This is a genomic window from Vibrio sp. MACH09 (assembly GCF_033238805.1).
Lineage (GTDB): Bacteria > Pseudomonadota > Gammaproteobacteria > Enterobacterales > Vibrionaceae > Vibrio.
The window spans coordinates 1,127,275-1,147,332 of record NZ_BSFZ01000002.1 but is presented as its reverse complement, the minus strand read 5'-3'; the positions used below and the strand labels follow the sequence as shown (position 1 = coordinate 1,147,332).

Annotated in this window: 16 protein-coding genes; all 16 read left to right on the top strand. The window is 43.9% G+C overall.

Annotated elements, in window-relative coordinates:
* The first annotated feature begins 209 nt into the window (after positions 1 to 209).
* The 16 genes from CHJ_RS20285 (at position 210) to CHJ_RS20210 (ending at position 20,054) form a co-directional block, all read left to right on the top strand.
* A complete protein-coding gene (locus CHJ_RS20285; RefSeq protein ID WP_317918815.1) occupies positions 210 to 527 on the top strand; it encodes an STAS domain-containing protein in 318 nt (105 codons plus the stop codon).
* Between the two features lie 25 nt (positions 528 to 552).
* Positions 553 to 1,362 carry an OmpA family protein gene (locus CHJ_RS20280; protein WP_317918814.1) on the top strand — a complete coding sequence of 270 codons (810 nt, stop codon included), beginning with the start codon at positions 553 to 555 and terminating at the stop codon, positions 1,360 to 1,362.
* Complete coding sequence (locus tag CHJ_RS20275; RefSeq protein WP_317918813.1) at positions 1,359 to 3,452, top strand: SLBB domain-containing protein; 2,094 nt, start codon at positions 1,359 to 1,361, stop codon at positions 3,450 to 3,452. Before CHJ_RS20280 ends, CHJ_RS20275 begins: the two co-directional genes overlap by 4 nt.
* Complete coding sequence (locus CHJ_RS20270) at positions 3,449 to 4,141, top strand: chromosome partitioning protein ParA (protein WP_317918812.1); 693 nt, start codon at positions 3,449 to 3,451, stop codon at positions 4,139 to 4,141. Before CHJ_RS20275 ends, CHJ_RS20270 begins: the two co-directional genes overlap by 4 nt.
* Before the next feature lie 90 nt (positions 4,142 to 4,231).
* Positions 4,232 to 5,038 (top strand): PhnD/SsuA/transferrin family substrate-binding protein, encoded by an 807-nt coding sequence (locus tag CHJ_RS20265; protein WP_317918811.1) that lies wholly within the window; start codon positions 4,232 to 4,234, stop codon positions 5,036 to 5,038.
* An 11-nt stretch (positions 5,039 to 5,049) separates the two neighbouring features.
* Positions 5,050 to 7,380 carry an ATP-binding protein gene (locus tag CHJ_RS20260; protein WP_317918810.1) on the top strand — a complete coding sequence of 777 codons (2,331 nt, stop codon included), beginning with the start codon at positions 5,050 to 5,052 and terminating at the stop codon, positions 7,378 to 7,380.
* 2 nt (positions 7,381 to 7,382) lie between these two features.
* The gene (locus CHJ_RS20255; RefSeq protein ID WP_317918809.1) at positions 7,383 to 8,849 is read left to right on the top strand and encodes a sigma-54-dependent transcriptional regulator; all 1,467 of its coding nucleotides are present in this window, start codon (positions 7,383 to 7,385) and stop codon (positions 8,847 to 8,849) included.
* Between the two features lies 1 nt (position 8,850).
* Positions 8,851 to 9,891 carry a glycosyltransferase gene (locus CHJ_RS20250; RefSeq protein ID WP_317918808.1) on the top strand — a complete coding sequence of 347 codons (1,041 nt, stop codon included), beginning with the start codon at positions 8,851 to 8,853 and terminating at the stop codon, positions 9,889 to 9,891.
* A 170-nt stretch (positions 9,892 to 10,061) separates the two neighbouring features.
* Entirely contained in the window at positions 10,062 to 11,297 is a 1,236-nt protein-coding gene (locus tag CHJ_RS20245; protein ID WP_317918807.1) for a glycosyltransferase family 4 protein, read from the top strand.
* A complete protein-coding gene (locus tag CHJ_RS20240) occupies positions 11,294 to 12,757 on the top strand; it encodes a lipopolysaccharide biosynthesis protein (protein WP_317918806.1) in 1,464 nt (487 codons plus the stop codon). The genes CHJ_RS20245 and CHJ_RS20240 overlap by 4 nt, the downstream gene beginning before the upstream one ends.
* Positions 12,754 to 14,127, top strand: coding sequence for an O-antigen ligase family protein (locus tag CHJ_RS20235; RefSeq protein ID WP_317918805.1), 1,374 nt, complete (start codon positions 12,754 to 12,756; stop codon positions 14,125 to 14,127). The genes CHJ_RS20240 and CHJ_RS20235 overlap by 4 nt, the downstream gene beginning before the upstream one ends.
* A gap of 107 nt (positions 14,128 to 14,234) precedes the next feature.
* Entirely contained in the window at positions 14,235 to 14,966 is a 732-nt protein-coding gene (locus tag CHJ_RS20230) for an acyltransferase (protein WP_317918804.1), read from the top strand.
* Positions 14,963 to 16,090 (top strand): glycosyltransferase, encoded by a 1,128-nt coding sequence (locus CHJ_RS20225; RefSeq protein ID WP_317918803.1) that lies wholly within the window; start codon positions 14,963 to 14,965, stop codon positions 16,088 to 16,090. The genes CHJ_RS20230 and CHJ_RS20225 overlap by 4 nt, the downstream gene beginning before the upstream one ends.
* Positions 16,087 to 17,520 carry a GumC family protein gene (locus CHJ_RS20220; protein WP_317918802.1) on the top strand — a complete coding sequence of 478 codons (1,434 nt, stop codon included), beginning with the start codon at positions 16,087 to 16,089 and terminating at the stop codon, positions 17,518 to 17,520. Before CHJ_RS20225 ends, CHJ_RS20220 begins: the two co-directional genes overlap by 4 nt.
* Positions 17,521 to 17,763: 243 nt before the next feature.
* Positions 17,764 to 18,870: a glycosyltransferase gene (locus CHJ_RS20215; protein ID WP_317919221.1), complete on the top strand. Its 1,107-nt coding sequence runs from the start codon at positions 17,764 to 17,766 to the stop codon at positions 18,868 to 18,870.
* Positions 18,867 to 20,054 (top strand): glycosyltransferase family 2 protein, encoded by a 1,188-nt coding sequence (locus tag CHJ_RS20210; RefSeq protein ID WP_317918801.1) that lies wholly within the window; start codon positions 18,867 to 18,869, stop codon positions 20,052 to 20,054. The genes CHJ_RS20215 and CHJ_RS20210 overlap by 4 nt, the downstream gene beginning before the upstream one ends.
* The last annotated feature ends 4 nt before the right edge of the window (positions 20,055 to 20,058 follow it).

Sequence of the window (20,058 nt, the reverse complement as noted above, 5' to 3'; positions counted from 1 at the left end):
GTTACTGTAATAATAAAGCCCTAGTTCACTACCCCGTTGTCTATTGTCAATTCGATTCTCAAATTGAGAATCACCATGACCAACTTACCAAACCGAAGCCAACAACAACCTAACTGATTGAATAGATTGAATTTATATTTTGGCATGCATGCTGCTTACTCTTATATCGACGACTTAATTTAAAGTCACAACCGTAAAGAGGACTTACCATGGAACTAAGAAAAATTGAAACTAGCCAAACCGTCCTAACCCTATTACTTAGCGGGGATCTCGATGCAAATGGCAGTAAAACCGCCCTACCACATATAGATAAAGTTTTGTCCGAAGACCTGCATCCAGAAATCGAAGTTGATATGAAGCATGTGGCCTTTCTTGATTCGTCTGGTGTTGGTGCCATTGTCTATTTCTACAAACGTTTAATCGAAAAAGAACGTCACTTACGTATTACCAATGCATCCGGTCAACCTCTGGAAATTTTCAGCCTACTTAGAATTGGTAACGCGATTCCTATCAACTCTAAACACTAGCCTGAAAGATAACGAGGAGAATGGCATGAGATTACTTTCATTATTACCAATACTACTTATGGCTGGATTGTCTGGGTGCAGTAGCTACCCAGAACATGGTCAAGGTGGAATGGCAGAAAACTACACCTCCTCGGGGTTTTCTCCTGTCATGCCAGATCAACCATTAGGTCCGGAGCATGGACTGAGGTTTGACTGGCAATTGGCAAAACTTCACCTTGATATCCTTATCCAAGACGGCGCCGACATGTGTTTTCCAGCCGCGGTTGTTCAAAGCCGAATGAGACAAGATCGAATCGCTCGTGAACTGGAAGCTGGCCTACATAGAGACGCGGCTAATGATTTAATCATCCAGAGAAAGAGATTGAGCGAGCTTGAACAAGATCTCAGCTACGTTACCACTCAGGCCAAATGCGTCCCACCAAGCAACATAGAGCAGCTCGCCTCTTCGACAGAAAGCATTGAGAACATCTATAACCTACTCAACGCTGATAACCAATTCGCCTTTGACTCAAGTGATATCAATCCTAAATACATGGGTCGACTTGCAGAGGCCGCAGCATCACTTAAACAGAGCCCTGAGCTGAGCTTAATGATTACAGGACACGCAGATGCGACTGGCGATAAAACCTATAACAATAAACTTGCCCTGCAACGTGCTCAGCAAGTTGAACGATACCTCGCCATATTCGGCTTAGAAAAACAGAGAATCAAGGTCAGTTCAGTTGGTTCTGACAACCCAATTTTTGAAGGTGAAAGCGCAGGTGTAAGGCTAACTAACCGTAGAGTCAGCATCGAAGTTTACTCAGAGACGACGAGCAAAGGAGAGCAACAATGAAAACCATTATTAAATCCATCTTATTAATGATTCTCTCTTTTCAGTGCATCGCTTCTGAACAAGCTCCGGTACAAATCGGCGACCTGCTTAGAATTAATCTCGCAGGAGAAGAAGATTTTAACCAAGAGTTTCAGGTAGACCGTAGAGGCTATATTACTCTGCCAGAAATTGGTCCCGTTCTTATCGCGGGATACAGCAGTCTACAAGCTAAAGAGCTCATCATTGAACGTCTCTCTAGTGTCTATAGAAATGTATCCAGCGCAGATGTCTATATTGAAGAGAAACAGGTGCTCATTACCGTTCAGGGCTATGTTAAAAGTCCGGGAGAGTTAAACCTTCCCCATTATGCGACGATTCAAAGTGCACTTCATGCCGCTGGCGGAATACGTGCTGGGGCTCAACTTAATAAATTGCAACTTCGCCGCAATGAAACTCTTATAGAGTTCAACTATAAAGATTATCTCGACAGTGGCGACCCATCGCTGCTGCCAACGCTGAAAACGTTAGATGTCCTGTTTGTCCCTGCCTCTCCTCTTGTTGGCAATATCGAACAAGACTTTGATCCAGCAGTACAAGCCAACTCTGGCGACAGCTCAGACCAAAAAACCGGCATAAAAGTATTCGGAGAAGTAAACTCTCCCGGTACCTTCAGTTACAAACCGGAAATCACACTGGTTGATGTTTTAATGCGCTCTGGCGGTGTCACTCGATATGCGAGTGTCGAGCAAATTCGTGTTATTGCAGGTAGCCAACCTTCTATTTTCAACCTTAAGCGCTATCTGGACACGGGAAATGACGACTTTCTACCACGGTTAACGCCCGGAACCACTATTTTTGTGCCAAAACAGGAAGAAGAGATTAAATCCGGCGCCAACGTAGTTTATGTCATGGGAGAGGTCGCAGCACCGGGGGCTTATGAGAGTAAAAAAGAAGCCACTTTCATGGATATTCTTGCCAACGCTGGTGGCCCAACCCGATTTGCGGAATCTAGACAGATTCGAATTATAAAAGCGAGTGGTCGTGTGGTTAACTTCGATCTCACCGCCTACACCGAAGGACTAACCAGCTCACTACCACAAATTTCGGCAGGTGATGCTATTTTTGTTCCTGAAAAAACAGATATGAACGAGAAGTCTTGGCTAAAAGTGTCGCCAAACCGAGCGGTAAGAGTGATTGGTGAAGTGGTTCGTCCCGGACGAATCGAATGGGCAGATGAGATGGATTTCATGGATCTTCTTGCTCACGTTGGAGGCCCAACTTTACGCGCAGATACTAGCCAGATAGAGATCATTCCCTCTTCAAGTCAATCAGAAATGCAAGTGTTCGACTTAGACGCATTTATTAGAAATGGTGCGCCATCCGCACAGCTTCCAAAGATCAGCACCGGAGCTATCATCAGAATCCATGACTTACCTCAGGATCCATCAGACAACAAATCTCAATGGGTACGTCAAAGCTCTGAACGGTCGATCTATGTATTTGGGCAAGTCAATGCTCCCGGACGTTACCGCTTTAAAAACGAAATGCATTTCCTCGATATACTTTCTGCTGCGGATGGACCCACTGGTGATGCGGACATTCATAATATCCGTGTAACTCACCGAGACAAACGCTATGCGAAAATCAGCAAGCTAAACTTATCCCTTTACTTTGAAACTGGCGACGAGAGCTTACTGCCAGACGTCAACACTGGCGACACCATTTTTATTCCAGAAAAAGACCGTAACTGGCTGGAAAGACCTAAAGAACAGACCGTCCGAGTGTTGGGCGCGATTAACAAACCCGGTCGTTACCAGTTTGATGACACCATGACCATACTCGACTTACTGGCACAAGCGGGAGGCCCCTCAAACACAGCGTATCTAGAGAAGATAACCATTGTGAATGTTTCATGTTGTCAAAATCAAGCCAGAACCTTTGACCTGATTGAATTTAGCAAAACCGCCAACATCTATCAGCTGCCACTTCTAAGAGCAGGAGACACCATTTTCATCCCAGATGAGAGTGACAGCTTTGCCGAGAAATTTCGTGCAGGCTTAACCGACGTACTGCAATTGGTGACCACCATCGTTTTAGCAGGAGCAATATGATGAGCATACCCGCGCTACATAGTGAGACTGAGCAACTGTTTATAATGGCAGAAACGGCACACTGTAAAACGCTCTGTGTTACGGCCTGCCATGCTAAAGCCGGAGTAACGTCTCTAGCGATGGCCATTGCAGAGCGTTACCTTCTTGCTGGATATAAAACGCTCCTGCTTGATCTTAACCTTCATAGGCCATCTTTTTCGCCAGTAGACCAGCACTCTCTATCTGGTGATATCACGCTGATCAGCGAGAAAAACTCAAATCGCTGTTTTCAAGGGCTGTGCTGCAATCTCGATACCGCAAGCCTACTTGAGATGCGTAAAGGTGTTTTTCTCAATCAGCAGTTAGAAATCTGGCTTAAAGAGTATCAACGTATCGTAGTGGACACATCCCCTCTGCTTCAACAGAACAGAGGCAATATTCCCGCCAATCTGGTCGCTGCCGCCTGTGACAATACCCTACTCTCGGTATCCGCCGGAAGAACAACTAAACCAGAGATTCAAAAAGCACTAAAACTACTCAATCTGGGCGACATTAATCTTCTTGGTACCGTTTTAAATCAGCGATTACAGCCAACTCTTTCACAAGAAATCCAGCGGGAAATAAATCGATTCTCTTGGCTTCCTAACCATTGGCTTAGCTGGCTCAAAAGCCACGTAAAGGATAACGGGTTTATTAATATGCAGAGTTAAATGGTCTGCAATCTTACAAAACCGAGATCATTAAACTAGTATTTATTAGACAAGCAATTGAAAAAGAACAAATAACTCAAAGGGACTGGTATGAGAACATGGCTTTATGGCGTATCTCTTCTATGGATAGTCACAACCGCTTCGGTAAAGGCAGAGCAATATCTATTTGCTGTTGTGCCCCAACAGTCAGCTACGAGGCTCGCTAAGCAGTGGACCCCCATTTTGCAGCAGTTGAGTAAAGAAGTCGGTCATCAATTCTTGTTCACCACAGCAACAGATATACCTACATTTGAGAAAAGAGTAAATGAAGGAGCATATGATTTAGCTTACATGAATCCATACCACTTCGTTGTATTCAATGATAAACCCGGCTATCAAGCCGTCGCCAAAGCAAAGGATAAAAAAATTCGAGGCATCATTGTGGTAAGAAAAGACAGTGGCATTGAGTCTGTCAATCAGCTTAATGGACAAGAGCTTGCCTTTCCATCTCCCGCCGCATTTGCCGCCAGTATTCTAACAAGAGCTTACTTGGCTCAGAGAGGCGTTCACTTCACGCCAAAATACGTCTCTTCCCACGACTCGGTATACTTGGGCGTAGAAAGAGGGTTTTATAAAGCTGGCGGGGGTATCCAAAGAACATTTAATGCCATAGATCCAAACATCAGCGATCAGTTAACCCCAATCTGGACGACGCAAGGTTATACGCCTCACGCCATCGCGGCCCATCCAAACTTTCCGCCGACGTTAAAAGCCAAAATCGATGACTTTTTTGCCCATTTAGCTGACAGCCCAGAAGGACGCATGCTCATCGAGCCTTTGAAAATAAAAGGTTTTGTAAAAGCAAATAACAGCGATTGGGATGATGTCCGTGCACTCAATATTCATTTATTGGATTAGGTGACATTGAGATGATCAGCTTTAGAACCAAAACCATCATCGGTATAGCCGCTATAGAAATCATCTTGCTGGTTATACTGATTTTCAGTGCCCTTTCATTTCTCGGCAACTCAAACGAGAAGCAGCTAATTCAACGAGCATACGCGACCACTACTATGTTTTCTCATGCGGTAAAAGATTCCGTTCTGGTTATGGATCTTGCGACTCTTGATGATCTGGTTAACGACATTATTGAACTAGAAGATGTTCGCTATGTGCGTATTATCTCCGCCGGGAGAACGCTAGCTTCCGGTGGTGACCCTGCTCTTCTCAAACAAGAAAACCGTATTGACCACAGTTTGGATATGGTTGTCGACGGTATTTATGACACCAGAGTGGATATCGTCAGTGACAACATTGTATATGGCGCGATAGAGATAGGGTTCGCAACCACTGCCATTGACTCTCTGCTTAAACAGGCGAGAAATTCCATCATAGCGCTCGCCTCTTTAGAAGTCGCCCTTGTCGCGCTGTTCTCTTTTATCCTAGGAACTTACTTAACTAGAAATTTAGTGAAGCTAAGAAAAGCCACCACAATCATTAGCAAGCATGGTCCAGGTTACCAGCTTGAGGTTCCCTATAAGGACGAGCTAGGAGAAGTTGTTGAATCTTTTAATCAAATGTCACGGAATCTAGCAGAGAGTTATAGCGAACAACAAAAGGCCAGAGAAGAAGCGGAACACGCAAATGAAGCAAAGAGTCGTTTCTTAGCTTCCATGTCTCACGAAATAAGAACACCAATGAACGGGGTAATTGGTTTGCTCTCTTCGGTAGAACAATCAAATTTAACCAAACAGCAGATCAAACTTATCAACACCGCCAAAGAGTCTGGGCAGTTGATGCTCTCTCTAATTAATAACATTTTGGATTTCTCCAAAATGGAAGCAAACAATTTTGTTATTGAACATAACACGTTTAACTTAGAAAAAAGCATCGACACCATCTATCAAACATTACATCCCATCGCCATTAATCAAGGCATAGAACTTAAAATCAATAAGAATGATCTCCCAGTTTGGGTCATTGGGGATGACACTCGTTACAAGCAGATCATCCTCAATCTGGTAGGCAATGCCTTAAAGTTTACCGTACAGGGTGAAATCGTTATTGAGGTGTCTTGTGTGGAACGCAGCGCAGAGCACGCCATTGTTCAATGTCAGGTTATCGATACGGGCATAGGAATAGAAGAGGACGCACTGCCCCACTTGTTCGATGAGTTCACCATGGCCGATCAAACCTACTCAAGAAGATACCAAGGCTCCGGATTAGGGTTAGCCATTTGTAAGCAGCTTACGGATCTAATGGACGGCAGCATAAGTGTCGACAGCATTGTGGATGAAGGTAGCCGTTTTACTTTTACCATTCCGTTTCAAGTCGCTTCTGAGGGTGAAAATACTGAACAGGTGCAACCTACATCTCTCCTTCCTCAGTGCAAAAAAAGCAAAATACTGGTGGCGGAAGACAACGTCGCCAATCAGCTGGTCGTTAAGACAATGTTCAGTCATCTTGGAATAGAGATCGATATTGCCAGCAATGGCATACAAGCGTTGGAAAAAATAAATGAAAGTAGTTACGACTTAGTCTTTATGGATATTTCCATGCCAGAGATGGATGGACTAGAAGCTTGCCGGCGAATAAGAGCCTCAGACAATCCCACTATTGCCTCTCTAAAAGTCATCGCCTTTACGGCTCACGCATTAACGGGAGATAAAGAAAAGTTTCTCGCGGTAGGAATGACCGACTATCTATCCAAGCCTGTAAAGCGCTCTAATATGATCAATATGCTAAATAAATATATTGCAGGTGTAGAACAACCATCGTCTCTTCTAGAGCACGATGAACCAGCAGCTATAAAAGCAGAATCTGACCCGTTGATGAGCCCGTCATCACAACCATTAGGAGAGCCAATGAGTGAACAACAGATTGAAATAACAACAGACACCATTGTTGATGAACAGACTCTCCAGCAAATGATTAAAGACACTAGCGCGGATGTCATGCCCATGCTGATTGAACATTATCTAATAGAAGCGGAACACCACACATCTAGTATGCTAACCTCTGCATATGAGAATGATTTTGATACATTACAATATGAAGCCCATACTCTTGGTAGTTCTGCACTGGCTTTAGGGAATAACGCACTGTCACAACTTTCCCGAGCAATAGAGTCATGTTGTAAAAACGAGGATTATGAACAAGCATTAACATTAACGGCACAATTAAAAGAACTCGCTGAACGTTCTTTCACACAACTCAATATAAGAAAAGAGAAAGGATTTGAAGCTGCTATCAAGGAATAACTATGAATACAAAAGTTCTCTTAGTAGAAGACTCAACGTCGCTAGCCATACTTTATAAGGAGTATGTAAAAAATGAACCTTATGAACTATTCCACGTAGAAACCGGCCGCGAGGCGAAACAGTTTATTGAGTGGTACCTGCCCCAGCTTGTCATTCTTGATCTTCAATTGCCGGATATATCAGGACAAGAAATTCTTGAATGGGTACAAGAAAATCAATTCCCAACAACCATTATTATTGCGACTGCTCATGGCTCAATTGATGTTGCGGTAAACCTGATTCAAAGTGGTGCTAAAGATTTTCTTGAAAAGCCGATAAAAGCCGAGCGACTAAAAGCCTCCATTGCCGTTAACCTTGAAAACGCCAAGCTCATGAACCTAGTAGACGATCTCAAATCGTCACTAGATCGTTCGACATTTCAGGGGTTCATTGGCTCCAGCCTTGTCATGCAAACCATGTATAAAACCATTGATGCTGTTGCTCCTACCACCGCCAGCGTATTTATCAGTGGCGAAAGTGGTACCGGTAAAGAGGTGTGCGCAGAAGCGATACACCAGCAAAGCGATCGTAAAAAGAAACCGTTTGTCGCGATCAACTGTGGTGCGATACCTAGAGACTTGCTAGAAAGTGAGATTTTTGGACATGTAAAAGGCGCATTCACCGGAGCCACAACAGATCGCAAAGGCGCCGCTATGATGGCTAATAACGGCACCCTTTTTCTCGATGAGCTTTGTGAAATGGAACTGGAGATGCAGAAGAAGCTACTGCGTTTTTTGCAAACAGGTACCTTTACCCCGTTAGGAAGCAACAGTGAGTGTCGTGTCAATATTCGTATCATCTGTGCAACTAATCGTGATCCAATGAAGGAAGTTGAGAAAGGAAACTTCCGAGAGGATCTCTATTATCGTGTTCACGTTATTCCTATCGAGATGCCGCCACTTAGAGAGCGTGATGGCGACATCATTGAACTGGCCAACCACTTCCTAAAACAGTACGCCAAACAAGATAAGAGAAAATTTATCGGTCTGAAACGAGAAACTGAAACCATTTTAAAGAAATATCGTTGGCCGGGTAACGTTCGGGAGTTACAAAATGTCATACGCAATATAGTGGTCCTCAACGACGAGAAATACGTTCGCCCAGAGCACCTTCCTGCACAGTTTTCTAAGCCACAAAGTCACAAACCAGTGGCAAAAGAAGAGAACACACTCAAGGAAACCATGCTACACCACGCTCACACCGGGCAAGCCACGCAAAACTCTTCAGAAGAGATTATTCTCAGTAACAGCAGCGTGAATGTACAATCGCCAGCGCCAGATGTGGCTATTCGTCCAATGTGGGAAATTGAAAAACAGACCATACAACAAGCTATCGATTATTGTGATGGCAATGTTCTCAACGCTGCTGTCATGCTGGAACTCAGTCCCTCAACCGTGTATCGAAAAAAGCAGTCTTGGGAGTCGGAATAACATGCAACCAAATAGAGCCAAAATAGCCGCCGGAGAGATCTGGTTACTGACAGATAGTCGCATATTCGGCGGCATAGACAGCCATATTATTGAGTTGGCAAAAGGGCTCCATAACCACCAGCAATCAGTGCGAGTTGTTTTACTCAAACAGTACCAACAGCACAGTCAACTTATCGAAAAACTGGTTGGAGAAGGAATACCTTACTCCTCAATCGATAACTTGCTCGACAACAAACGTACCTTTCCTGCACTTGTTAAGCTGATTAAACAACACCGACCTTCTATTCTTCACGCTCACGGTTATAAGGCGAGTATTCTGTGTAAGTTAGCCAGTTTCTTTGTTTCTTGCCCCGTTGCAGTAACCTATCATGCAGGAGAACAACCTAAAGGTATGGTTGCAGTTTATGACTTTATAGATAGGTATAGCGCTTTTATCAGCCCTTTGCGTTTCTCTGTAAGTCCTGCTATCGATAAAAAAATCCCCTCTCAAACCGTTGTTCTTAATAACTTTATCTCCATGCCTGAGCCGTTACCTAATAGAGGCAAACATATCGCTTTTGCAGGCAGACTCAGTCATGAAAAGGCGCCAGATCGGTTCATTAATCTGGCGAAAGAATTTCCTCAACACTCCTTCGTTTTATATGGAGAGGGAGTAATGAGGCAAGCCTTACAATTGGACGCGCCAGACAATACCTGCTTAGCCGGATACAAAGAGATGTCAGAAGTTTGGCCGCAAATAGAAGTTCTGGTCATTCCTTCACGGTTTGAAGGCTTACCTATGGTAGCGCTGGAAGCGATGGGTAGAATGATTCCCGTTATTGCCATGGATGTGGGCGCACTCAATAAGCTGATAATTTCAAATCAAAATGGCTGGTTATGTCAGACGGAAGTGGAATTAGTAAACGCGCTCCATTCATGGATAGCGATGAGCGCCAAACAGCGAGCAGACATGCAGGATAATTGTAGAGAAACCATTCAATGTCACTATTCCGCCGACAAAGTCATTCCTGACATACTCAATCATTACCGACATGCAATTTGACATTCAATTTGACAATTTTCTTTTCATTTCAGTATCAATCTATTTATTCCTTTAAAATCATATAATTAAAACCCACTTAGATTGGCACCCTCTTTGCTCCCTATCTATTTAATAACGACCAAGTTATTTGATCATCACCTTTGTTGGTGACCATAGACAAGGAGAGCAAGATGAACAAGGACCACTCCGAACACTCAGAGGCCACATGCTATAAACTGTTATTTGATCCTGTGCCTTATTCTGGGGGTTCCAAAATTGCAGCCCGAGAAATGCTCGATCTGTGTAAAGAAAGTAAGGTTCATATCTCCGTTTTAACCAGTGATACAACAAGTTGGAACAACAACTCCAGCAATAGAGATTTATCTGTTCTTTACTACTCTATGCCGACGTTTATTCATGCCAATACAAGCGGATTAGGTTATTGGTGTAAACAGATAATACTGCTGATGATACTGCTATTTACCCTGTTTAAACTTCGCTTAAATAAACAAAAAGTCACTACACTAATTGGCATATCTGGCCCCGGCGTTGACCTTGCGCTTTATCTCTGTCAGTTCATTGCGCACTACAAGGTGATCCAACTTATACAAGGCCCTGTAGCTGCCTCTCGTTCTATTGGTTATTGCCTGACTAAAGCGACAAAAGTATTCTATTTACGCAGTTCAAAAGCATCCATTATTGCCGCTGTTGAGCGCTATTTCAGCGCCTCTCTATCTGCGACTACAGCCAGAGATTTCGCTCTCTTCCACGCGACAGGAGCGAACCTGCTTCCTTTTGATAACGGACTGAATCAACAGCGTTGGCCGACGCCATGCGAATACATTGATACACACATATTCTGGGCAGCGTCACTACTGAAGTGGAAAGGGTTAGACACACTCCTTTCTGCAAATAAACTCATTGGTAACCAACTGAAACTTCAGTTTCATATCTGTTACATACGCCCAGAGCAGACCAGTGCAGAAATTGTCTCAGCCCCGCAACCCAATAGAGGAATACACTGGTACGAGAAACCAACCAACCTAGATGAAATCCGTTCTCGTTGCTCCATATTTATTTCCACAAGCCAAAAGGAACCCTTTGGTTTGTCGATACTGGAAAGTTTAGCCGCAGGACTTTGCGTCATCATTCCCAGTGACAATGCCTATTGGGATCAGACGCTTGAAGAGGGTGTTCACTGCTTAAAATACCAACCAAACAATCCTAGCTCACTCGCAAACACCTTGCGAAAGCTTGCCTATCAACCGCAAAAAATACAGAAGATTGGTCATGCAGGACAGCAGCTCGCACAGAACTATCATGCCTCCATCTGCTATCACCATATAGTCACCGAATTTACCGGTTCGCAAACGCCACCATCCGTGCATCAAAGCATAACCCGTACCGAGCAGAGGAATAGTGTATGAACAGTACCTTTTCCAGCATCGCCATGTACAGCACAGGCTTATTTCTTACCAAAGCAACGTCACTGTTTATGCTGCCGTTCCTCACCCACTCCTTGCATGTTGATGAGATTGGCCGTCTTGAGTTCTTAGCAAGTATTTCTGCATTTGCCGGGCTGATAACAGGGTTGGCCATGTATGAAGCCTTATATCGATTTGTCGGCGAGTCGGACGATGCAATAAAACGGAAAAGCGTCGCCGAAGAGTTCTACTCTATCGTATGGCTTAGTAGTTTGTTTTTTCTGCCATTCATCTTATTGGTGGTCAATCTGGTTACTCATTCATTTCCGGAAATTAGCGTTAGCGAAATAGCATTATTGGTGAGTGGTGTCGTACTTAGTGCTCCCCTTTCTATGACACTTGTCTGGTTACGAATTGAAGATAAAGTTAACCATTTTGTGACCATAACGATTGGTGGCTGTGTGATGCAAATCGTCGTTATTCTCTTGGTACTAAATATGAACATGGGGGTCGCGGGCGTATTATTGGCCGCAGTCATCTCTCATCTATTGCAGCTCTGCGCTTTTCACCTGTCCAGCCATTTCAAGTTACGTTTACCAAACAAAACAAGGACGCGACAAGCATTAAAATACAGTCTGCCGATCGCTTTTTCAGGGTTGATTGCTTTTGGTCTCAATGGAGCAGAAAAATGGCTGATTGCTTTAACCTCTTCCCTTGATTCTCTGGCCGCTTACGCCATTAGTGCCAAGTTAGCTTTAGCAATGTGTATACTCGTTCAGCCTTTTAATATGTGGTGGATGGGCAAACGCTTTGGCGGCCTGAAAAACCAAGGTGATCACTATGTGGTCTCTATTACTCATGTTGGCATTGTCTGGATTTTCATTTTAGCCACTTCGCTTCTTTTCGCAGGACCACTTCTGATCTCAATTGCTCTTCCTGAACCCTATTCAGATGCCTCTCTCTACTTAATATTTCCCTTATCTTGTGCGGTTATGAAAGAGACTTCTGAGTTGGTCAATATTGGTTTGCTATATCGGCAGCAGAGTCAACGATTACTCTACATTAACATCCAATCATTATGTATCGGCGCAATCCTTGTCGTCCTGCTTTGGAACTACTCTATCTGGGGCATACTTATCGCGTTATTAGTGGCACAAAGCTACAAACTTTATTCGGTCTACACCACGAGCCAAAGTCTCTACCCTCTCAACTACAAACTGTTGCCCATTATTGTAATGATGAGTGGGTATTTTTCTTTGGCGGTTTTATCGACAAAAGTCACCGCTGATTTCTACCGATTGGCAATGGCGACAGTTGCACCACTGCTGGTGGCGGTTTTCGCTTGTTACTCAGGGCTATTGCCTGAACCGTTTTCGCTTAATCAGCTAGTACTAAAAGTGAAAGAAGTTAAGGGTAGAGCGATGAAACAGAGAAAACTGAAACAACGGCAGTTAAAACTATGAACGGGCATTCTGCAGTTAATAAAAATGCCATCATCGTCTCCTTCATAATGACGCTGGGATTAACACTGCTATGGTTTAAAGTTCCAAACCCTGCCATTGTTCCTATACTCGCGTTACTGCCAATCGGCGTTCTATTGGTTATTCACCACGTATTCTGGTTTGTTCTTCTTTTTGTGGTGTTCTCCTTTTTTCGTCTTCACGAAGCGATCCCAGTTCTTTATTCGCTCAGAATACCTCTGCTTCTTTCATTAGGCGCACTTGGCGGTTTATGTTGGCACCTGTTTATCTCTCGCAAACTGAAACCTTACTGGCCCTCAACGTTAAATTGGTTAGGTATTTTTTGGCTACTGGTCATTTCAGGACTCTTTTTTGCTTCTAACAAGCCCGTTGCCATTAGCTTCTTCAACGCTATTTACTGGAAAATCATCCTAATGTCTTTGGCGATAATATGGGTTATAAACACAAAGCGCCAACTAGAATATGCTTCCATCACTATTGTCATCTCCGGTCTTATCATTGCACTTATTGCTCTGCAAAATGCTCAGGCGGGGATCGGTTTAGTTGAGGGAAACCGAGTGACTATTGGGCGTCAATTAGGCTCCATGCTCGGCGATCCTAATGATCTCGCTTTAGTCCTCATGTTTCCCTTCGCTTTTGCCATTAGCTTGTTTCTAAGCAGAGGCTACAACACTCTTATCCGCCTTATTGCCTTGTTAACTTCCGTCGCGCTGTTTGCCGCCGTTCTTGAGACTCAAAGTCGCGGAGGATTGCTGGGGATTCTTGCCGTCGGTGGAATATTTGTTCGATATTACATCCGTTCAAAACTGCTGCTGGTCGCCATTGCGGTTCCGGTCATGCTGATACTGTATGTTGTTGCCGGTATTTCCGACCGCGCTTCCGGAGGCACCGCGGAAGAAGGCATAGATGCTTCCGCAATGGGACGACTTTACGCTTGGGACGCCGCGTTCAAAATGGCACTAGACAACCCGTTAACCGGGGTTGGACTCAATAACTTCTATTACAACTATTTCTTTTATAGTGATCACTGGGATGGATTAAACCACGCGGTACACAGTACCTGGTTTGGTATTTTGGCTGAAACAGGGTTTGCCGGACTATTGGCGTTTATCGCTTTCTTACTGTCACTTATTCGCTTAGCGTCTAAAACCGTCGACACATTGCAGCATCGTCAATTCGCTTCTCAATGTAAAATATTCGCCTGTGCGAGAGCAGTACACGCCGGCCTGATCGGCACTGTCGTCTCAGGAACATTTCTTACTCAAGGGTTTAATTGGCCTATCTACATATTGGCGGCACTCACCATTGTGGTCGCTCAAGTTGCAAGTCAAAATGAGAATAAAACCAACTAGGATTTTAACTTATTGATATTTAAACATTAAAAATTGGCATGATGTGTGTATTAACTGTATGAGAGTACTTCATTACTATCACACTGTTTCTAAAGCTAGGAGTCAATATGCAAGCGACCAATGTTTCTCATTTTAAAACTTGGCTCAAAGATCATCCAAACCGCCATATAAGGCAACTTTTTTATATGGCAAAAAAGACACGTGGATTTGAGCTCCCTTCAATAGCAATCATTAATATCCCCCTTTATCACTTATACAGTGCGATTAAAAACGCCTTAAGCGAAATCACACGAGTATTCTTAAATACTCCTGCCTTTAAGGGGCGTGTTCAGCAATGTGGTCGTCGGCTATACCTCTATACTGGTGTTCCTTATATATCGGGCCCTTTGCATATTGAGATTGGTGATGATTGTCGTATTTCCGGACAGACAACATTTTCGGGTCGAAGCGCCAGTGGTTCTCCAATGCTCCGCATTGGCAATAACGTTGGTATAGGCTGGCAAACAACCATTGCTGTCGGTTCAAAGGTGATCATAGAAGATAACGTGAGAATCGCCGGTAGAAGTGGGTTCTATGGCTACCCTGGCCACCCTATTGATGCCAAACATAGAGCCGAAGGAGCAGCGGATACTGATGATCAGATAGGCGAGATTTGCCTCAAACGCGATGTCTGGCTAGCCAGCAATGTTTCTGTAATGGCGGGGGTGACAATCGGCCAAGGGACCATAGTTGCAGCCGGTAGCATCGTTACTAAAGATCTTCCCCCATTTGTTCTTGCAGGAGGAAATCCTGCTCGCGTTATCAAATCACTCATAGAAAGCCAGCCGGAGGATTTATGAAGGATCTCATCGTATTTGCAGAAGACCTTGGTGGACACCCATCCAGCACACAACATTTGGTGCGTCATTTGGCCAACGACCGAAAAGTACTTTGGGTCAACTCCATAGGGTTAAGACAACCGACTCTAAGCTTTCGTGATGGTAAACGGGTGGTCAATAAGATTGCTGGGTTTCTTAAGCAAAAGGATTTGCCTAATCAGACGCAACCCAACCACAACATTACTGAAGTGAACCTGCTCACTATTCCAGCACCATCATCCAACTTAAGCAGACGAGTGGCCAGAGATTTAATGATCCACCAGTTGATGCCTCATATAGAGAAGGAAGGACTCAGCAACCCAATACTCTGGTCTTCTCTACCGACAGCAGCGGATCTTTGTGGTCATCTCAACGAGCATGCCGTTGTTTACTACTGTGGTGACGATTTCTCTGCTCTCGAAGGCGTCAACCATAAAACCGCAGAGCAACATGAGTTAAAACTCATCGATAAAGCCGATCTGATACTGGCGGCGAGTGAAGAACTTGAACAACGTTTTCCAGCCTCAAAAACATGCCTGTTAAGGCATGGCGTTGATTTTGAACTCTTTTCTACGCCAGTAAAACGAGCATCAGATCTCCCTAACAATCAACACGCCTCTCATCACATTGCTGGGTTTTACGGCAGTTTATCCTCTTGGTTGGATTACGACTTGATTCGGCAGGTCGCAACGCAATTAACCAACTGGACATTTATCTTTATCGGTCCAGATATGATGCAACATAACCCACTGCCAAACCTTCCTAATATCATCTATCTGGGAGAGAAAAGTCATCATGAGCTCCCCTCTTACAGCCAACATTGGGATGTGAGCATGATGCCATTTAAGGTAAACGCACAAATAAATGCCTGTAACCCATTAAAGTTAATGGAGTACCTCGCGACAGGGCGTCCGGTGGTAAGTACCCATTTCCCTGCATTAGCTCCATATATGCCTCATATCTACAGTGCCACAAACAAGCAAGAATTTGTGCAGCAACTGCTGCTTGCTGTGGATAGCAAAAACCAAGACACCTCTGAGATCGTACGTAATCAAAGTTGGCAAAATAAAAGTCAGTTTACTAGCTGGCTAATGGAGCTATTGTGAGCGAATTAAAATTAAGATTGTTCAAACTACTGTGTTCAGCTTGGAGACAAAGATACGTCATTGTTATTCCCATGCTGATACTGCCTATCATCGGAGGCATTGTCAGCTATGTATCGGCAAAACAGTATCGTTCTCATACCAGTATGTTGATTCAAGAGACTGCGAAGATGAACCCATTTCTTGAAGATATTGCCGTGTCTACTGGCTTCAAGGAGCGTATAAACGGATTACGGACGCTGCTAAAAAGCCGCCATATTCTCCACTCTGTTGCACGAGAACAGAACCTGATTAATGACGATATGAGTCCTCAGCAGCAAGAACAAGTTGTTCGGCAACTTGCCAATAGTTTGTCGGTAAAGCAGATAGGAAATGATTTTGTTTCCATCACTCTGACCTCCAAAAATCGCGATGAAATAAAGCCTGTTTTAGAATCGGTTAGCAAGCATTTTATCGAGCAACTTCTTGCGCCAGAACGTTCGTCGATCAAAGATTCAAGCGAATTTCTCTCTATACACATTAACGAGCGCAGAGAAGCGTTAAACTCCGCTGAACTGGCTCTAACAAAATTCCAGACTCAACACCCTGACATCTCTCCAACTCTTCAACAAGAAAACCTCTCTAGGTTAGCGACACTAAAGCAAAATTTAGCGGAAAAACAAGCGCTGTTAGCGGGTATAGAAAAGAGCTTAGGCTCCATTGATCAGCAACTCTCTAACTCGAACCCCGTAGTAGGTAGACTCGAAGAAGAGATCATCGAAACCAAAAGCGAGTTAACCTTACTAAAAGCAAAATATACTGATAATCACAGCCTAGTTCAGAGTAAAGAGAGGCAGCTATATCGCTTAGAAACCGATCGTTCTCGCTTAATCAACTCCACAACATCGCAACTCAGTAGTGACACTTTATGGGATATCGCCAGTACCTCGGCCATATCAAGCAGTGACGAAACGCCTAATCTATTAGTTACACAGCTCCATTCTCTACAATTAGCAAGAGCAAAATATGAGTCGCTAAAAGCAGAAACTCTTAGCTTAGAGAACATGATTGAAGAGCTGCAGCAGACAACATTTCGATATAGTGAAAAAGCGAAAACCCTTTCTCACCTTCAACGAGATACAGCACATAAACAACGCCTATATGATGAACTCGTCGAGCGGTATGAAATGGCTCAGCTAACGGGGTCTTTAGGCGTATTTGAACAAAATAAGCGAGTGAAAATAATAGACCTGCCATTTAGGCCTGTTTCACCTATCAACTTGCCACTGTTGGTTTATGTGCTCGCGGGCTTAATTGCTGGTAGTGCTTTAGGTATTGGTCTTTCAATTATTATCGAGCTGTTCGACTCAAGCTTCCGTTATAAAGATGAGCTTGAAGACGCAACTCAACTGCCTGTTATCGCCACTTTCCCTAATTACCTGAATCAAGCATAAACGACCTCGTCTATTTCACCTCTCGTTATCCATTTTACCGTTGGTTGTCTAATTCACCGGCCAGCGGTAAATCTCCCCCCTAGAAAACCATCGCTTTATGTTCGTTTAGTATTTTGATTCTCATTCTGACAATTATCTCTCACCATTCACCATCACCGATTTATCTTAATAAAAAACAATAAGTTAAAGTTGGCACAGCACATGCTACATAGCTATCAAGTTCACTACAAACAAGGAACGGGTATGAACAATTACACCAATACAACACAGCAAAGAAAAGTGATTCATGTTGTCCAACACCTTGCTCCGGGTGGCATTGAAAATCTGGCATTGGATTTACTCACATTTGCCAATCCAAAGGATCACGTTCTACTGGTCAGCCTTGAAGGGACCAAAGAACAAGCGCTAATGAACTGGCCACGTTTAAAACCGTTTGCAGATAAGCTCGCTTTTCTGGATAAGCCTCCGGGAGTGCATGTTAGTCTGGCATACACCTTGGCTAAAGTGTTTAGAAATATAAAACCAGACGTGGTTCATACGCACCATATTGGCCCTCTACTTTACGCAGGCTACGCAGCTCGACTTGCCAATGTTCCCGTCCGCATTCATACCGAGCATGATGTTTGGCATCTGGATAGCAAAAAGTATCAGCAACTGCAAAAACTGCTACTTAAACTGGCGCGACCGACCCTCGTTGCTGATGCAACACAAGTCAGTAAAAAGCTGGCACAAACATTCTCTTATAAAGATTCCGTTGTGATTAAAAATGGGGTTGACTGCAAAAAATTCAAACCAGGTTCTAAGACTTTGTCCCGCGAGGAATTTAACTTACCGCAAGACAATTTTATTGTCGGTTGCGCAGGAAGATTACAAGAAGTAAAAGGGTTTGATATTGCGATTAAAGCGCTTGCCATGCTACCGACAAAGGTTCATCTGGTCATTGCCGGAGATGGCCCGGAAAGAGAAGCTTTAGAAACGCTGAGTAAAAAGCTATTCGTTGATAACCGAGTCCATTTTCTTGGCCACATTGATAATATGCCTCGTTTCTATCACTGTCTGGACCTATTCCTACTTCCTTCTCGCAAAGAGGGATTTCCTCTCTCTCCCCTTGAAGCACAAGCCAGCAACATCCCATCAATGGTATCTGACGTCGGCGCCTGTTCAGAAGTGATCTGCCCTGAAACGGGCACTTTGGTACGTAAGGAGAGCATAACGGATATCGCAGGTAGTGTAATGAAAATGCTCGGTCAGAAAAGCAAAAAGCTGCCTCGTGAGTTTGTTGTTAACGGCCACGATATTCGGCAGATGGTTCGTGCCTACGAAGAACTTGCTACAGGAGCCGTCGCATGAGTAACTACCTTGTAATGATTATGACGTTAACATGTATCATGTTGGTCGTTTATCACCACGTATTTTATCCTCTGCTATTAAAGTGGCTGGCAAAACGGATGGTTTTCCAGCCAGAGAAAGCGAACACACGCTCATTTAAAAACAGTAAAGGTGACGCTCAGCGACCTCATGTCACGATACTTGTTCCAGCCTATAACGAAGAGAATTGGATAGCCGATAAAATTCGTAATCTTGCTAGTCTCGACTACCCGAAAAAAAAGCTCAACGTGATGGTGGTTTGCGACGGATGTACAGATGCAACCGCCAACATTGCGCGAGAGACGATTCAAGAAGCGATATGCGCAGATGTACGTTTCGAGATTATCGAAAACCGTGAAAACCGTGGCAAACTCGCCATAATTAACCATGTTATTCCCACTTTAACCTGTGACATTGTTGCACTAACCGATGTTTCTGCCCTTGTCTCTTTAGACGCCCTGTTGGTTGCAACCGATCACTTCAATAACCCGAAAATAGGCGTGGTAAATTCACATTACTGTATGCCGAGTGGCTCAGATAGCGGTGAAAGTACCTACTGGGAGTATCAAAATAACATCAGCCTAGGTGAGTCTTATCTAGGAGCAACTTTAGGCGCTCACGGTGCCTTTTATCTTATTCGCCATGAGTTATTCCAACCTTTGCAACCAGATACTATTAATGATGATTTTGTCTTACCAATGGAGATTGTTAAGCAAGGTTATCAGATTGCCTATGAAACTAATTTAATGGCGGTGGAACAAGAGACAACCACCTTAAAGAATGATTTTAAAAGACGCATTCGTATATCTGCCGGGAATATGCAACAAACTCTAAGGCTACTCAGTCTGTTTAACCCTGTACGACCCGCTCTCGCCTTTGTCTTTTTTTCAGGAAAAGGATTGAGATTACTTACTCCGTACCTTGTATTGCTGGAAGTCTGTGGTTGTCTCTATCTCTGGGACTACCGGTTCTTCAGTATTGTACTGCTAGCTCAACTCGCTCTGGTTCTAATGGCAGGCACCGTCACTCTATTTCGTTCTCATTTTAATAGCCGGGTCAGCAATGCACTCCGATGTTTACTGTCGGGTCACCTCGCAAACTTTATCGGCGGTGTTCGTTATCTTTTCGGTTTTTCAAATGGAAATTGGCAAAAAGTAAACCAATAAGGAA

Coding starts and splice junctions, on each gene's coding strand:
- CHJ_RS20285 (WP_317918815.1), top strand. CDS start 210: ATGGAACTAAGAAAAATTGAAACTAGCCAAACCGTCCTAACCCTATTA.
- CHJ_RS20280 (WP_317918814.1), top strand. CDS start 553: ATGAGATTACTTTCATTATTACCAATACTACTTATGGCTGGATTGTCT.
- CHJ_RS20275 (WP_317918813.1), top strand. CDS start 1,359: ATGAAAACCATTATTAAATCCATCTTATTAATGATTCTCTCTTTTCAG.
- CHJ_RS20270 (WP_317918812.1), top strand. CDS start 3,449: ATGATGAGCATACCCGCGCTACATAGTGAGACTGAGCAACTGTTTATA.
- CHJ_RS20265 (WP_317918811.1), top strand. CDS start 4,232: ATGAGAACATGGCTTTATGGCGTATCTCTTCTATGGATAGTCACAACC.
- CHJ_RS20260 (WP_317918810.1), top strand. CDS start 5,050: ATGATCAGCTTTAGAACCAAAACCATCATCGGTATAGCCGCTATAGAA.
- CHJ_RS20255 (WP_317918809.1), top strand. CDS start 7,383: ATGAATACAAAAGTTCTCTTAGTAGAAGACTCAACGTCGCTAGCCATA.
- CHJ_RS20250 (WP_317918808.1), top strand. CDS start 8,851: ATGCAACCAAATAGAGCCAAAATAGCCGCCGGAGAGATCTGGTTACTG.
- CHJ_RS20245 (WP_317918807.1), top strand. CDS start 10,062: ATGAACAAGGACCACTCCGAACACTCAGAGGCCACATGCTATAAACTG.
- CHJ_RS20240 (WP_317918806.1), top strand. CDS start 11,294: ATGAACAGTACCTTTTCCAGCATCGCCATGTACAGCACAGGCTTATTT.
- CHJ_RS20235 (WP_317918805.1), top strand. CDS start 12,754: ATGAACGGGCATTCTGCAGTTAATAAAAATGCCATCATCGTCTCCTTC.
- CHJ_RS20230 (WP_317918804.1), top strand. CDS start 14,235: ATGCAAGCGACCAATGTTTCTCATTTTAAAACTTGGCTCAAAGATCAT.
- CHJ_RS20225 (WP_317918803.1), top strand. CDS start 14,963: ATGAAGGATCTCATCGTATTTGCAGAAGACCTTGGTGGACACCCATCC.
- CHJ_RS20215 (WP_317919221.1), top strand. CDS start 17,764: ATGAACAATTACACCAATACAACACAGCAAAGAAAAGTGATTCATGTT.
- CHJ_RS20210 (WP_317918801.1), top strand. CDS start 18,867: ATGAGTAACTACCTTGTAATGATTATGACGTTAACATGTATCATGTTG.